Source organism: Chlorogloeopsis fritschii PCC 6912 (assembly GCF_000317285.1).
Lineage (GTDB): Bacteria > Cyanobacteriota > Cyanobacteriia > Cyanobacteriales > Nostocaceae > Chlorogloeopsis > Chlorogloeopsis fritschii.
The window spans coordinates 1-16083 of the sequence record NZ_AJLN01000069.1; the positions used below are offsets into that span (position 1 = coordinate 1).

The 16083-nt window shown below is 43.4% G+C and carries 13 protein-coding genes and 1 tRNA gene; 2 read left to right on the forward strand and 12 right to left on the reverse strand.

Annotation, left to right across the window (positions count from 1 at the left end; translation table 11 throughout):
- A partial coding sequence (locus UYC_RS0112770) for a phosphate ABC transporter ATP-binding protein (protein ID WP_016879530.1) occupies positions 1-546 on the forward strand: 546 nt, incomplete at its 5' end.
- Positions 547-880: 334 nt separating this feature from the next.
- Here the strand turns inward: UYC_RS0112770 and UYC_RS0112775 are convergent.
- The 3 genes from UYC_RS0112775 to UYC_RS0112785 form a co-directional block, all read right to left on the reverse strand.
- Positions 881-2623, reverse strand: coding sequence for a diflavin flavoprotein (locus tag UYC_RS0112775; protein WP_016876224.1), 1743 nt, complete (start codon positions 2621-2623; stop codon positions 881-883).
- Between the two features lie 67 nt (positions 2624-2690).
- Positions 2691-3221, reverse strand: coding sequence for a phosphate-starvation-inducible PsiE family protein (locus UYC_RS0112780; protein ID WP_016876225.1), 531 nt, complete (start codon positions 3219-3221; stop codon positions 2691-2693).
- Positions 3222-3309: 88 nt separating this feature from the next.
- Positions 3310-5040: a diflavin flavoprotein gene (locus UYC_RS0112785; RefSeq protein ID WP_016876226.1), complete on the reverse strand. Its 1731-nt coding sequence runs from the start codon at positions 5038-5040 to the stop codon at positions 3310-3312.
- Between the two features lie 278 nt (positions 5041-5318).
- Here UYC_RS0112785 and UYC_RS0112790 point away from each other — a divergent pair, with 278 nt between their 5' ends.
- Positions 5319-6110: an SAM hydrolase/SAM-dependent halogenase family protein gene (locus UYC_RS0112790; protein ID WP_016876227.1), complete on the forward strand. Its 792-nt coding sequence runs from the start codon at positions 5319-5321 to the stop codon at positions 6108-6110.
- A gap of 56 nt (positions 6111-6166) precedes the next feature.
- Here the strand turns inward: UYC_RS0112790 and UYC_RS0112795 are convergent, their stop codons facing one another.
- The 9 genes from UYC_RS0112795 to UYC_RS0112835 all read right to left on the reverse strand — a co-directional run bounded on the left by UYC_RS0112795 (position 6167) and on the right by UYC_RS0112835 (position 15818).
- Positions 6167-6757 (reverse strand): Uma2 family endonuclease, encoded by a 591-nt coding sequence (locus UYC_RS0112795; protein WP_016876228.1) that lies wholly within the window; start codon positions 6755-6757, stop codon positions 6167-6169.
- Between the two features lie 367 nt (positions 6758-7124).
- Positions 7125-7195 (reverse strand) — tRNA-Gly (locus UYC_RS0112800).
- 488 nt (positions 7196-7683) lie between these two features.
- Positions 7684-10476 carry a preprotein translocase subunit SecA gene (gene secA, locus UYC_RS0112805; protein WP_016876229.1) on the reverse strand — a complete coding sequence of 931 codons (2793 nt, stop codon included), beginning with the start codon at positions 10474-10476 and terminating at the stop codon, positions 7684-7686.
- Between the two features lie 408 nt (positions 10477-10884).
- A complete protein-coding gene (locus UYC_RS0112810; RefSeq protein ID WP_016876230.1) occupies positions 10885-11418 on the reverse strand; it encodes a cytochrome c in 534 nt (177 codons plus the stop codon).
- A 110-nt stretch (positions 11419-11528) separates the two neighbouring features.
- The gene (locus tag UYC_RS0112815) at positions 11529-12269 is read right to left on the reverse strand and encodes a class I SAM-dependent methyltransferase (protein ID WP_016876231.1); all 741 of its coding nucleotides are present in this window, start codon (positions 12267-12269) and stop codon (positions 11529-11531) included.
- Between the two features lie 32 nt (positions 12270-12301).
- The gene (locus UYC_RS0112820; RefSeq protein ID WP_016876232.1) at positions 12302-12484 is read right to left on the reverse strand and encodes a hypothetical protein; all 183 of its coding nucleotides are present in this window, start codon (positions 12482-12484) and stop codon (positions 12302-12304) included.
- Between the two features lie 93 nt (positions 12485-12577).
- Positions 12578-13486, reverse strand: a complete 909-nt coding sequence (locus UYC_RS0112825; RefSeq protein WP_016876233.1) for an AAA family ATPase — start codon at positions 13484-13486, stop codon at positions 12578-12580.
- A 161-nt stretch (positions 13487-13647) separates the two neighbouring features.
- Positions 13648-14676 carry a bifunctional riboflavin kinase/FAD synthetase gene (locus tag UYC_RS0112830; protein WP_026087571.1) on the reverse strand — a complete coding sequence of 343 codons (1029 nt, stop codon included), beginning with the start codon at positions 14674-14676 and terminating at the stop codon, positions 13648-13650.
- Between the two features lie 245 nt (positions 14677-14921).
- Complete coding sequence (locus tag UYC_RS0112835; RefSeq protein ID WP_016876236.1) at positions 14922-15818, reverse strand: MBL fold metallo-hydrolase; 897 nt, start codon at positions 15816-15818, stop codon at positions 14922-14924.
- Positions 15819-16083: the final 265 nt, after the last annotated feature.

Genomic DNA, 16083 nt, shown 5'->3' on the forward strand with positions numbered 1-16083 from the left:
ATCGACCCGGTAGAAGTGCGGCGTAAGATTGGTATGGTGTTTCAAAGACCGAACCCATTTCCGAAATCAATTTATGAGAATGTTGCTTTTGGGCCGAGAATTAACGGTTACAAGGGTGATATGGATGAATTGGTGGAGCGCTCGCTCAAGCAGGCTGCTTTGTGGGATGAGGTCAAAGATAAACTCAAGCAAAGTGGTTTGTCTTTATCTGGTGGACAGCAGCAGCGTTTGTGTATTGCTCGTGCGATCGCTGTGCAACCGGATGTGATTTTAATGGATGAGCCTTGTTCGGCTCTCGATCCGATTTCAACGTTGCAAGTTGAAGAATTGATTCACGAACTCAAGCAGCGATACACTGTGGTGATTGTGACTCATAATATGCAACAAGCTTCGCGGGTGTCAGATATGACAGCCTTTTTCAATGTCCAGACTTCAGAAAAAGGTAGTCGAACTGGTTATTTGGTTGAATTTGACCGCACGGAGGCGATTTTCCAAAATCCTCAGCAGGAAGCTACTAAAGAGTACGTTAGTGGTAAATTCGGTTAAAGAATGTAGTTTATTTGACAAAATTAAGGATATAAGTAGAAGGTAGAAGGCAGAAGGAATAAATAGGGACTAGTAACTAGTGACTAGTGACTAGGTATTAGGAATTAAAGAATCCCAGTACCCAATCCCCCTTCGGGTACTCTACGAGAAGCCAGGCTACGCCTGTCTACCGGGTGTCTACGCCAGTCGCTACAACGGAGGAAACCTCCAAGGGCGCGCTGGACTCACCAGTACCCTGTACCCTTTTAGTGAATGCAGTTCCGCAAGGGCTACCTAATACCTAAAATGTGTGAAGCTGGTTCTTTGGCGACAAGTCAGGACTAGCTTTTTGAATTTAATAATCATGGCTACCTGATTTGCGGTGCCCGATGGCTGTTATGCCCGTAGATTCTAGCACTTCTCCTTTATCTACAGTTGCATAAATTAACCAGCGATCGCCACATTCCATCAAATTTTGGACAGTACATTCTAGATAGGCAAGGGCATCGCTAAGAATTAAGCAACCATTGTTAGCAGTTTGAGTTGCTAGCTGAGTGAAGGGGTTCTCTTGGGACGTATTGCGAGCAGAAAAGTGCCGCCTGAGATTGCGCCCTTCTTTGAGGATGTTCAGAACAAATCGATCGCCTGGATGAATGAGGGCATCGGCATTTTGCTCTTGGGCAATGGCAATCATCAAACCGGGGGGAGTAAAAGTAGCTTGGGAAACCCAAGATGTTAAGATTCCACTATGGCTGTTGTCCTGTTGAGTAGTTAAAATGCACAGAGAACCAACAATCCGCCCGACAGCTTGTTCTGTGCGATCAATATGTGCTTCTGTTAAAGCTTGCCGAGGAGCGCGAAGTTTTTTATTCTTTTTCAAAACTTGGGCAAATTCTGCTCCTGCATCCTGGCATTGTTGTAGGGTAAATTCAGTAGGGCTGAAGCGAACACGGATACTTTCAAACCCCAAACGGTAATTGGCATCTAGCAGTTTACTTTCAATTAAATCGACAGCCTCGCCACTCCAACCATAGGAACCAAAAACTCCCGCTAGCTTCATTTTCGCTGCTGTAGATAAAATAATGCCTAAGGCAGTTTGAATTTGGGTAGGTGCATGGCCACCTAAAGTAGGAGAACCAATAATAAAACCATCACAAGCCTCAATCGCACGAATAATTTCAGTGGGTTCTGCCTGTTCGCAGTTGATAGATTCGACGGCAATTCCACTTTGAATTAAACCTTGAGCGATCGCAACTGCTAATGTTGCTGTATTGCCGTAAGCAGAGGCATAAAGCAAGGCAACTCGCAATTGTTGGGTTTTTTGTTCTTGGCACCACTTGCGGTAATCATAAGTAAAGCGACTGAGACTGTAGCGGATGATCGGGCCATGACCTGGGGCGTAGAATTTAGTTTTTAAGGGTGCTAATTTCTCTAGGGCTACTTCAACTTGTCTTGACTGGGTGGCGTGGAGACAGTCAAAATAGTAGCGCCGATCCTCATCCAGTTCTTTCCAGTTTTCATCAAATAAGACATCGCTACAGACATGAACCCCGAAAAACTTATCAGTATAGAGAATACAGGTGGCAGGATCGTAAGTACATAATCCATCTGCCCAACGAGGAGTTGGTACAGTCACAAATTGCAATTGATGTCCTCCTCCCAAGTCGAGAGTGTCTTCAGAACGGACAATTTGAATTTTCGATTCCCAGTTGGGGAAAGTCGCTTTCAAAGCATTAGCACCAGGTTTAGAACAGATGATTTTGGCTTGGGGTGCTTGTTGGAGGAGAACTTTGAGGGTTGCCATTCGATTGGGATTGACGTGATTGAGAAGAATGTAATCTAATTGCGTCAAATCCAGATGTTTTTGTAGTTCGTGTAAGAAAATCTGGGTAAAAGATTCGCCAGGAGGATCGATTAAAGCAGTGCGATCGCCTTGGATGAGGTAGGAATTGGCTGTTGTTCCTTTTTGGCGAGCGTATTCAACCTCAAACTTGAGGCGTTCCCAAGTTCGCGATCGCAAAACTAGAGTATTAGTACTAATTTCAGCAACTTGAACGTCACGAGGGCGAGTGGTTGGTGTTACAGCTTGTAGAGACATAAAATTTGTTGGTGGTTGGGGGCTAAGGGCTAACGGCTAATAGCAATGAACAATTAGCAATTCACAATCAATAATCAGAATGATGATTCATTTCAGCCATTTCTTGGGTAAAACGCTTTTTGTACCGCTTTGAAACTTGTTGTTCAGGATCGATACCTTCAAAGGTTGGAGGTAGCCAAACTCTGAGAACCATTAACACACCTAAAACCATTAAAAAAGCACAGGCGGCTAAAACTTGGACAAAAGTCGTTTCGAGTACACCACGCACAATCATTTCCCGCAACACAGAAACGATTGAAACTTCAACAGCAACTCCAATCGAGACTCGTTGCTCTTGTAGATAGATGATCAGTAAGCGAAATAACTCTACCAAAATCAGCAATGACAGGATATCTGCCATGACAGTATGGAATTGAATCGGGGGGATGAGAGAGAGGAACATGGTTTGAATTTGTAGCACCATGAAGCTAAATAACCCGATGCACAGCGAAATTACAATCAAATCTTGAATCAATTCCAGTGCTTGCACAATTCGTCCCAGATTTAACCAGCTTTCCCGCTTCACGGGCTTAACTGGCACGTCTTTGAGTAATAGCATTATTTCAAAACCCTAATGATGTGAATGAAGAGTGTGAGAGTGGGAGTGAGGGAGAATCGTATGAATTTCCTTCTGCCTTCTGCCTTTCCTAATAATGATTTCCAACCTTGCGATGGTGAACGGCAGTCAAGCCATCTATTTTGGCGACTCTTCCAGTTTGAACGCTACTATAAATAATCCAGTGATCGCTGCACTCCATGCGCATTGTGACTTCACATTCCATATATGCCAGTGCATCTGCCAGAATCGGACAGCCATTACTAGCAGAATAGGTTTTGATGCCTGCAAACCGATCTGCACCAGGAGAGAAACGCTTGAGGAAGTGTTTCATTAAACTTTGGTAGTTATCTTCCTCTAAAACGTTAAGAACAAAGCGATCGCCTACGTGTAGTAATGATTCAATTGCCCGATCTTTGGCGACTGCAACCGCTACCCCCAAAGGATTCATACTTGCTTGCATTACCCAAGAAGCTAACATGGCACTCTTTACGTCTCCTTTGCGAGCAGTCATAATATAAAGTCCACTGCTAAGACGTCCTAGCGCTCGTTCTAAATCATTATCTAAAGCTTTAATTTGTTTGATTGTGCGATCGCGAGTTAACCATTGTCCGATATCTGTGCCCGCCTCATCACAAATCTGTTCGATTACTTGCGTTGGTGGTTCTTTAATCAAAATGGGAGGAAAAGCTTCAGTTAGCCCAATTTCTTGAAACTTGTTCCGCAGGGGATAAATTGGCTCATCTTCTCCACCGCCAGTTTCAAACAGTCCGATCGCTTGCTTGTTATGTGCGGCTGCAAGAATAGTACTTAAAGCCGCATGGGCATTTTGATTAGCTTGGGATGGCATCCCAATAACTAAACCTGCTGCTTGATTTACCAACTCTCGTACTTCATGGGGTTCAGCATCACTTAAATCTACCAGTTCTACCGCCACTCCATTTCTTTGGATGCCATGAGCGATCGCCCTTGCCAATTGGTCGCTATAACCGTAATCTTCAGAGTAGAAAAGAGCAACTAAAGTATCTGCCTTTGTTTGTTCTTGGCTCCACTGTTGATAACGATTTACCCATTCTGACAGATGATGTTGTAGAAGTGGCCCGTGTCCCGTGGCAATTATGCCTACATCTAATTTATCTATCCGCTTGATTGCAGACAAAACAGAACGAGCATTTGGAGCCATCAAGCAGTCGTAGTAATATTTAAAATCTGCTTCAATTAGCTCTGAATCTTCATCAAAAGTGTAGTCATTGCAATAGTGCATTCCAAACGCATCGCAAGTAAAAAGAATGCGGGTTTTGGCATCGTAGGTAAAAATTGTATCAGGCCAGTGCAGATTCGGAGCAGAGACAAATTCTAACTCATGTCCATTGCCTAAATTCAGGCGATCGCCATTCTTGACAATCAGAGATTGGAATGGCTGATGCACCATATTTTGGAGGAATTGGATGGCAACCTTTGCCCCAACTACCGTCACTTGAGGGGCTAACTGCAACACCTCCTTTACTAAACCACTGTGATCTGGTTCGGTATGACTAATAATTAAATAATCCAATGTTGAAAGGTCAATTAACCCTGTCAACGCATCTAAATACAACTCCTGAAACTTGCGGTGAGAAGTGTCGATCAGAGCAGTTTTGTCACCTTGAACAAAAAACGAGTTATAGGTTGTACCATTCTGCAATCCAAATTCTATATCAAAGCGATCGCGATCCCAGTCAAGAGAGCGAATACACAATGTTTCCGATCCGATTTCGACTGTTTGCATGGTCAGGCGACCTTGCGGTTTGGTATTTTCAGATCTAGCAGTAAGTACAACCATACGCTGCTGCCTCCAACAATCTTTTGGTGTGAGTAATCTTACTCTTATGGTTAACCAAATGCACTAGATTTGTAAAATGTCAATTTTTAAAGCGAAACATTAGTTATTTAAAACTAAAAGTAATATTTTATTTGTCTAATCTTATCATTAGATTTTGCCTTAATTTCAGACTTTTCTCTTAACCTATTGCGTATGATCGCGATCGCACTTAGACTGCTGATGAAGCAGATTTTTGACAAAGTAAGATTCCCATCACTACCCTGATTTGGAGGGGCAGAATGTATATCTGTGTTATTGCAGACTACGGTACAGGAGATCCAGCATTTACTGAAGTCGTGCAACGTCTGTTGATGGCTTTTCCCCATGCTCAGGTTCATTCACTTTCGGTTCCTCCATTTAGTACCCTGGCAACGGGTTTCTGGATTGCTCAACTAGGCTTAAATCCTGGTTATAGCGATCGCTTAATTTATCACAACTGCGCACCTCGCCAAGACGATCCGCAATCTCGTCGAGACAATGAAGGTGAAGGACTAACCTATGCTTTGTTATCCAATAATGTCAAAGTGGTTGGTGTGAATGCGGGCTATACCCTTTCCTTTATCAAACACCATACGAAGCTGTTAAAAGTTGTCAACGTTTCTCGCGGTGGCTCCCAGTTTCGCTCGCGGGATGTATTTCCTCCGGCTGCGGCTGCGATCGTAAATGAAGATTTTACCCTTCTGGGAGATAGTCTCGATCCTGAGCAAATTCCAGATATTCCCCTCGATCGGATTGCTTGGATCGATGGTTACGGAAATATCAAAACCACAATTCCGGCACATACGATGAACTTGGAACCTGAAACCAAAGTTGTGATTCGGATTGGAGATGTAGTCAGCGATGCAGTGTATTCCGATGGCAGTTTCAAGGTGCCCGAAGGAACTTTAGCTTTTGCTCCTGGTAGCTCTGGTTGGCAATCAGCCTCAGGAGGAGAACAAATACGGTGGATGGAACTATTTCTGCGCGGTGGAAACGCTTGGGAGCGATTTGGTAAGCCCCGTGTGAATCAGCGCATCACTCAAATAGCTTAGACTGAAGGCGAAATTTTGCCAACTCTAGAGAAATGAAAATGAGGCGATCGCTTTAATTAAATAGAAGTAGGATTAACATTTTCAGGAAAAGATACGTCTTCATAAATATCAGCAAGGGAACAAGAAAAGTTTACGCTGGTGAACTGTAATTCTTGATTTCCTCGATAGCTATAAAGCACCCATCTACCCTCACAATTGCGACGAAAACAATCAACTCGCTTGCGGGTTTGACTGATGAGGATATATTCTTGCAACGTTTCTAATTCTTGATAGTCACTAAATTTATCACCTCGGTCAAAAGCTTCTGTAGATGGAGATAGAACTTCAATAATTAAACAAGGATAGCGTTTGAAATATTCAAAATTTGTATCTCGTTGATCGCAAGTAATCATGACATCAGGGTAGTAGAAAATATTCAGTGATTCGATGCGGGCTTTCATATCTGTGGCATAGAGACGACAGCCTGTTCCACGCACATGATTTCTGAGGAGGGCGATGAGATTAGTTGCAATTGTGACGTGGGCATCGCTTGCCCCTGACATCGCATAAATTTTTCCTTGAATGTATTCATGTTTAATTGGGCTAAATTTTTCAGCCTCTAGATAATCTTCGGGAGAAAGATAGGAGTGAGATTGACTAAAAGTCATACAACACAAATATTTGATTACTATATTTATTGCTCATTATATAAATTCAATATTGCTAGTTTTATTGATGTTAAAAAATAAACATTAACTGATGTGTGAGCGCTAGGAAGCGAATCAGGCGATCGCTTAACAAGCGTGTCATTCCTCCAAAAGCTATGTTTATGTAGCCAGCTTTTCTAAGATGTAGCGGTACAGATTAAACTGCGATCGCACAAACATCAATGACGTTCAAGGTTCTCTCGCCTAAAAAAGCCAGTTTCGAGGGTATAGCTAGGCGATCGTATTTAAGTGATACTTATGTACTACAGTAAAGATCCTAATTAAACTTGAGAAGCGATAAATAGCAAACAGTTGGATTTACTTCTTAAGCGGGCAGCGAGAATCGAACTCGCATCAATAGCTTGGAAGGCTATGGTTTTACCACTAAACTATGCCCGCAAACTTTCAACTTGAGTAATATAACACAGGCTGAGTTAAATATCAACTCTAGTTGCGCTGAATTGGCATAAGTATAACCCAAATCCTTTGGAGTGGCTTGCTAGTACTCCACCACATTGATTTAGATAAGCCGCAAGTGTTCAGATCCCCTACTTCTCCAAAGAAGCCAGGGAGCTACAACCTCTCATAGTTTTGAGCGACGAGAAATTTCTCGTTCACTTTAAGATTGAACTAGGCAAAATTCCATAAAGGGCATATGCAGCATACCCCCCGAAAATCTTTAAATAACCAAATATCAAATTGTTATATTAATGATGTGTGTGTCATTAGATTAGGTTTTATAAATTATTTGGTAGCAAAGTTATAATTAATATTGAAAATTGAAGGGTAAGAATCCAAATATTAAAAAACGGGCAAAAGTTTATCTCAAACCTTTACCCGCTTCATTATTTAATTTGCAGACTAACTCTTAAACTACTTGCCTAACTTCAAACCATCTCTGAGGATGTTTGCACTACTGGTTGTGGTTGGGGTTGAAACATAAACAGCGAGTAAACCACATCTCTGCGGATATTAACCATCATATCCAAGAAGAGTTCATAGCCCTCGGTTTTGTACTCAATCAACGGATCTTTTTGACCATAACCCCGCAATCCGACAGACTCGCGCAGAGCGTCCATTTGCTGTAGGTGTTCTCGCCACAAGGTATCAATTCGCTGCAAGATAAAGAATCTTTCGGCTTGACGCATCAATCCGGGTTGAATTTGATCAATTTGAGCTTCCTTCATGTCGTAGGCGATTCGCACCTGTTCGTGCAGAAAAGCTTTAATCTCGCTCATTGACATATCTTCTAATTGAGTCGGCTGTAAGTCTGCCAGCAAATAGACAAATTCTTTGACTTTTTCCACCAACTTGTCCAATTCCCACTCTTCTGAGGGTAAATCGGGGTTGATATAGTAATTAACGATGTCATCCATCGTTCTTTCAGCGTACTCAATTACTTGTTCTTTGAGGTCTTGCCCTTCCAACACCCGGCGGCGTTCAGCGTAAATGGCTTTACGCTGGTTGTTCATTACCTCGTCATACTCAAATACTTGTTTGCGGATGTCGTAGTAGTAGGTTTCTACTTTTTTCTGTGCGCCTTCCAAACTACGAGTCAGCATCCCCGATTCAATCGGCATATCTTCTTCGACGTTGAAGGCATCCATTAACCGCGCTACGCGATCGCCTCCAAAAATCCGCATCAAGTTATCCTCTAAGCTGAGGAAAAATCTGGTTGAACCAGGATCGCCTTGTCTTCCGGCACGCCCCCGCAACTGGTTGTCAATCCGTCGCGACTCGTGGCGTTCTGTACCAATTACGTGTAAGCCTCCCAAATCGACTACTTCTTGATGTTCGCGACTGGTGAATACCTCGTATTCTTGCTTGACGCGGTTGTACGCTTGTCGCATTTGTTGAACTATAGGATCGTCGGTGGGAGCTTTTTCTGCAGCTATAGCGACTTTGTCTTCTGCTTCTAACTCTGTTAGACTGCGCTCGCCATACTCTCGCACCGCAGATTCCACAGCTTGTCTAAGCAACTGTTCTGTCTCTTTAGAAAGTTGAGTCGGGAAAACCTGGGGCGACGCCTTCCATGTTTTGACTTTTCTGCCAGGAGCAAAACCTTGTCCACCAGTTGCAGCAGGAGGTAAACCACCAGCCCTATGAATGGCAAATACATCTTCATCTTCTGGCTTAACAATCCGAGGCATGAGATATTCCCGCAGCTTCAGACGAGCCATATATTCTGAGTTTCCACCCAAGATAATATCCGTACCTCTACCAGCCATGTTTGTGGCAATCGTCACAGCCCCTTTGCGTCCTGCTTGAGCCACAATCTCCGCTTCTCGCTCCACGTTCTCTGGTCGAGCATTGAGTAGTTCGTGGGGAATGCTCATCTGCTTCAACAACTGGCTGAGATATTCTGATTTTTCTACGCTCGTGGTTCCCACCAATACAGGTCTGCCAAGGTTGTGCATTTCGGCACATTCTTGAGCGATCGCCCGCCACTTACCTGTCTCGGTTTTAAACACCATATCAGATAAATCTTGGCGTCTTCTCGGTCTGTTCGTGGGGATAACCGTTACTTCTAATTTGTAAATTTTTTCAAACTCTGCTTCTTCTGTCTTTGCGGTTCCGGTCATACCAGCTAATTTCGGATACAGCAAAAACAGATTTTGATAGGTAATTGTAGCTAGAGTTTGAGTTTCCGGCTGAATTTCTACTCTTTCTTTGGCTTCAATCGCCTGGTGTAGCCCGTCGCTCCAACGTCTGCCAGGAAGCACCCGCCCGGTAAATTCGTCTACAATTACTACTTCTCCGTTACGAACGATGTAATTTACGTCCTTGAGAAAGAGTTCTTTAGCTTTAATGGCATTGAAGACGAAATGTGCCCACGGATCTTCCGGATCAAATAAATCTTTTACTTCCAAAAGCCTTTCTGCTTCAGCAAAGCCTTCGTCTGTCAACAGTACGTTACGAGCTTTTTCATCCACCTCGTAATGCTCGTCTTTTTTAAGTGCATTGGCAATCCGGGCAGCTTCGGTGTATTTCTCTGTCGGGCGTTCCACTTGCCCGGAAATAATCAACGGAGTCCGCGCCTCGTCAATTAAAATCGAGTCTACCTCGTCAATCACACAATAGTTGAACGGGCGCTGCACTACGTCTGCCATCGATGTTGCCATATTATCGCGCAGGTAGTCAAAGCCTACCTCGCTGTTGGTGACGTAGGTAATGTCGCAATCATAATTTTTTTTGCGCTCTTGGGGAGTCATGGTGGCTTGAATTAGCCCTACACTTAAACCCAAGAAACGATGTACCTGTCCCATCCATTCCGCGTCTCGGCGAGCCAGGTAATCATTAACAGTAACAACGTGTACACCTTTACCAGTAAGAGCATTTAAATAACTCGGTAAGGTAGCAACTAAAGTTTTGCCCTCACCAGTTTTCATTTCTGCTATTTGCCCTGTGTGCAAGATGGCACCGCCCAAGAGCTGGACATCAAAGTGCCGCAATCCCAAGACTCGTCGCCCGGCTTCCCTGACCACAGCAAAGGCTTCTGGTAGAATGTCATCCAGAGTTTCGCCTTTGGCAAGACGCTGTTTAAACTCTGCTGTTTTGCCTTTGAGATCTTCATCAGAAAGGGCTTTAATGTCTTCCTCTAGGAGGTTAATTTCAGTAATGTAAGGTTGGTATTTTTTAAGCTTACGAGCGTTGGGATCGCCCAACAAAGTTTTTAGCATGGCAGGTTATTGAACAAACTTAAGGAGGATGGGAATTTTCGATTTGGATTGATATTTATAAGTGTTTAATCCAATTGAGCTTTAACACTCAAGTAATAGGTTGCCAATGAGAATTTCCTCAAAAACAGCAACTAAATCAGCCAATCTAGGTTACTTAAATAATGGCTTTAAACTACGATCTTATATTTGAAACTTTATTAATAGTATCATTTCGCCCCCAGATGGGGCAGTGAAGCCCGACCAAGCTCAAGTAGCGATCGCCCACCTTTAGGGGATAGGAGACAGGGGACAGGGGATAGGAGGGGATAGGGGGACAAGGAGACAAGGAGAAAGGGAGAGTAATAAACATTTCCCCATTCCCCCAACCCTATTCCCTTTTAATAATGACAAATGACTAATGACCAATGTTTATGATTTTTCCCATTCAGAACTGAGGCGACGGAAGTTGTAGTCTGCAGCACCAGGATGACAAGTCACACAGCTATTTATCTCTACAGGACGTGGTAGCTTAACTTGGGGATGCAAAGCTTTGAAATAACGAGAGTTATTGACGCGGTAGGGCGGTTGTTCATCTTTTTGCACTGGGCGCGAAAAAGTTGACAGATATCTCCAAACCAAAATGCGCGGCGGATCGACTAATGGCTTGAGCTGTGCGCCATAATGTTCTGAATCCTGCAAAAGATTTTTCCAAGTTTGGGTGGGCAAGACTGCAGGTGGTAAGGGGATATGGCAAGTAGAACAGTTTTCTAAGTAAAGTTCTTGCCCTAATTGATACTGAGCAGGTACTACGTCCACAGTACCAATTTCAGAGACGGGAGTAGAACCTTGGACATTTGTCGCAAAGGATATTAGCCATCCCATCGCCAGACTCCAAGTAAAGACTACCAAAAGTAAACCGATAGACTTGCCCTTGATTTGGCGGCGGTTGCAATGCTTAATCATAATTGGATATGCCTCACACCTGTTTGATTTTGGATTTTAGAATTTGGATTTTGAATTGGAGATTAATTAATTTATGATTGTTTTTCTCATGACCTATTTACCTTATCACTTCACTTTGTTGCCACTACAATCATTCTGCGGCTATCCAGTGTAAATGGCTCGCCATCATGTCCGTAACCCTCAACCTGACGGAAACCAGCTTGGCATAACCAGTCGCTGAGTTCTATAAAGGTAAAATGGCGAACAAAGAAATTGAAGCGACGTATCTGCCCATCACGAATGATAATTCGTTCGTTGTATGTGCGACCAGTGGAGATATCGTAGCGGTTAGTATCAATCATGAAATTGCCTTCGCGTTCAGTAACAAAGTTAGAATGAAAGTCTTTGATGATGCGGTACAAGTTTTGAATATCAATTAACAATTTGCCACCGACTTTTAAGGCGCGATAGGCTTGAGCTAGCACCAAGCGATTTTCATCGTCATTGAAGTAGCCAAAAGCGGTAAACCAATTGATGATACAGTCAAAGCGATCGCTCCACGGCAGAGAACGGATATCACCTTGGATGTACTCAACTTCCATACCGCTATTAGCTGCATCTTTACGGGCTTTGTCCAAAAATAAAGCTGTAGCATCAAGCCCAGTCACATTACAGCCAAGTTTAGCCATTTGATTGCTAATTCGTCCGTGTCCACAAGCCAAATCTAATACAGTCATTCCTGCTTCTAAATTCAGCAGACGCCAGATTAAATTAACGTGCCGCTCTGTTCGTTCTGGTGTCAACAGTGGTTCGTAGAAGTAAAGATAATCTTCATCAAACAGCGCTTCAAAATCGAATCTATTTGCACTCATAACAGAGAATTAAGAGGATGCGTTATTCAGATTCATGCAGACCAATACGCATCAATTAGCGTAGCTGCTACTTTTTCTAAAGATACCTCCGCAACTCGACCAAACAACCGCCGTCGAGCGAATGCACCATCAATTAGCAAAAGTAAATTTGCAGCCAGCTCACGCGTATTGCTTGCAGCCGCGTTTTCGGCTAATTCAATTAGGCGAAAACACACCGCTTCTTTGTGGGCGATCGGGCGATCGTAAGTTAATATCCTACCTGCCGCGCAAGACCAACGCTTAGGCGGGCGGCAAGCTTCAAGTCTGAATTAAGGAATTGGTACTGCTCGCAACAACCTTTCCATCACTGTTTTTGCCCTGCGTCCACCTGCTGGAATAAGGCGATGGCACAGAACGTAAGGAGCAAGAAATTTTACGTCATCAGGAATAGCGTAATCGCGTCCCAAAATAAAAGCTAGCGCCTGGGTAGCCCGATGTAAGGCTACAGAGCCGCGTGGACTGACTCCAAGGGTAATTTCCTCATCACATCGTGTTGCCCGCACCAAGTCGAGCATATATTGTTGTAGGGAAATGTCTACTTTGACGCGAGAGCATATTTGCTGTAGTTCTTGAACTTCACTCAAAGTAATGCAAGGCTGTAAATCTCCTCGTTTAACACTACCATCAAGATTTTGCAGCATTTGTAATTCTTCCTCCTCAGAAGGATAGCCCAAGCTCAAAGACAGCATAAATCGATCCATTTGGGCTTCTGGTAGGGGAAATGTACCTTGGTATTCGATTGGATTTTGGGTGGCAATAACAAAAAATGGTGTGGGAACTGGACGAGAGACGCCATCGACTGTTACCTGGTGCTCTTCCATCACTTCTAGCAAAGCTGACTGGGTACGAGGCGTAGCGCGGTTGATTTCGTCAGCTAGTAGCACATTAGCAAATACGGGGCCGGGGAGAAAGTGAAACTCGCCGCTTTTAGGATTCCAGATGTTAGTGCCAGTAATATCAGTAGGTAATAGATCGGGGGTGCATTGTAGTCTTTGAAACTTTCCATCTATGGAGCGAGCAAGGGTTTTTGCTAGGAGAGTTTTACCTACTCCAGGCACATCTTCCAATAAAGAATGACCTCCGGCTAGTAAGGCGACTAATACTAAGCGTATTGCCTCAGATTTACCAACGATGGTATGAGCCAAATTTTTAGTTAGAGCGTCAATTTTGTCTCTCATGCAGTAATTAGGGATAGGGTACTGGGGATTGGGGATTGGGTATTGGTGATTTGGTACTGAATATTGGGTCTTAAGATTTCTTTATTCCTAGTCCCTAATCCCTAATCCCTAATCCCTAATCCCTAGTCCCTAGTGTTCCCTTACCAAGATGAAATTAACACTTAGCAACCAAAAAAAGCTTTGGCGGCATTACAGTCTAATTGAATTTGTGTTTTTAAGGCTTCCAGATTGGGAAATCTTTGTTCTGGTCGTAAAAATTTTTCTAGCTGTACAGTCAACTTCTTACCATATAACTCACCACACCAATCGAAAAGATGTACTTCTACTGATAATTGAGTACCATTTACTGTAGGGCGATTACCTATATTCATTACACCTAAATAGCCATTTCCACTCAGTTCTAGAGTCTCATCAGTGATAAAAACACGTACAGCGTAAACACCTTGGAGGGGTAAAAATTTATCTTTGGGCAATTGCAAGTTGGCGGTGGGAAAGCCAATAGTTCTGCCAAGTTGTTGGCCTTTAACTACTGTACCGATGAGAGAGTACGGACGCCCCAGTAGTTTGTTTGCGTGTTGAATATCACCGCTACTGAGAGTTTCACGAATCAGTGAACTGCTGATGGGAGCTTCAGGAAAAACTTCCTCCGAACAACTTTCTAAGGGAACTATGGTAACTGGAATGCCGTATCTGGCAGCTATTACCTGTAAATCTTGAGCAGTACCAGTGCGTTTAGAACCAAAACGAAAATCTTGCCCAACACTAATTTGTACTGCTTGCAATTGCTCGATGAGAATTTTTTCTACAAATTCTTCGGGAGTCAAAGCACATAGCTCTTTATCGAAAGGCAATAGTACCAGTTGTTCTACCCCAAGCGATCGCAATTGTTGGACTTTTTCATCTAGCGGCGTCAGCAAAGTACGGGGTTGACCGGTAAAAAACTCTTGCGGATGAGGATTAAAGGTGACGACTGTCGAGTAGATGCGGTCTTTGGATGGCACGGAGGGTGAAAATGTTTTTGTGTCCGCACTTTCTCGTTTTCCTATGTCTTCCAAAATTGGTTGAATAACCTGTCGATGACCGCGATGTACACCGTCAAATTTCCCAAGTGCCACAGCAGTTGGCACCAGAGCTAATTCGGTTGAAGAAGTAACCCACACAGAACACCCATTTTGAGACAGATTTAGCACGTCGATTCTGGGATTTGAGGTTTGTTCGGCTTTCGGCCAACCCTACGGGAAGTTGCCCTGGCGAGTCTTGTGTCTAGCCTCAAAAGACCACTTCAAGGTTGATTGTACTATCAGCTTTTGCTTGATAACTAACTTTGCAAAGCCAATAGCTAACTTCCACCAGACGTTTAAAAGTCATCTGAGCGTAGGATCAGCCTCTGATCACCAATCTAATCTAAAATTTGTAATTGCTCCGAAAGTAAAATCTATGCAGAAAACTTACTAACAGGAAAAGATTCTGATAAGCTCACCGAAATAGGAACCTGAAGCTCCATTCCTTCGCGTGCCATGATTGCACGAGGAAAGATTTGACGTGCTTCTTCTCCAACACGATCCAAAAAATCATCATCATGGGCTGGATCGTGATGAAAAATTACTAATGTCTTAACATTAGCGGCTTTGGCTACCTTGATAGCTTCTTGCCATGTGGAATGCCCCCAACCGATTTTTGGTCTAGTTGGTGAATGATATTCCTCGTCAGTGTAGGTGGAATCGTAGATTAAGATGTCGGCATCACGAGCTAGGCGCAGAACATTTTCATCTAACCTGTCGGGGAAATGTTCGGTATCGGTAACGTAAACGGCAGTGCCGCCACGCCAGTTGACTCGATATCCCACGGCTTCACCCGGATGGTTTAAAGGTGCTGTCTCAACTGTGATGTCATCGATTTGTATGGATTGGCCTGGTATGACGTTACAAAAATCCAAATTTGCCTGCATGATTTGTAAGGGTACTGGAAAATTTGGATGCAGCATCTGGTCATTGAGACGCTGTTCTACTGTGGAACCATCGGGAGCGATCGCGCCATAGATATGAAAAGTGTTTCCCTTCACAAACCCTGGTGTAAAAAAGGGAAAACCCTGCATATGATCCCAATGGGAGTGGGTGAAAAATATATGAGCTTCTATCGGCATTTTGGGTAACAAAGATTGCCCCAAAACATGCAGACCGGTACCACCATCAAAAATTAAATGTTTGCCGTCTACTTGCATCTCGACGCAAGAGGTATTACCTCCGTAACGGACGGTGCTAGGCCCTGGGCAGGGAATACTGCCGCGAACGCCCCAAAAATGCACTTTAAATTGATTTTCTATCCTAGACATGGGTGTTGGCTTGCAAAAGTTGAGCGGACGAGCAATAAAATATGTTACTTAACTGCTAAGTTTATGCTGTCTCACCATTATTGGTAGATGACCATAGCTTTGGTAACACAGCATACCTTTGTCTAGCCGATTTTACTTAACTGAAGTGAGGCATCCAAAGAACTTGATTTGAAGTTTTTTGGTTTTCTACAAGGGTTAATTGTCAGCGGGTTTCTACGTTATAGCTTATATTTAGTTGTAATGCATTTAACTATGTCACTACAGT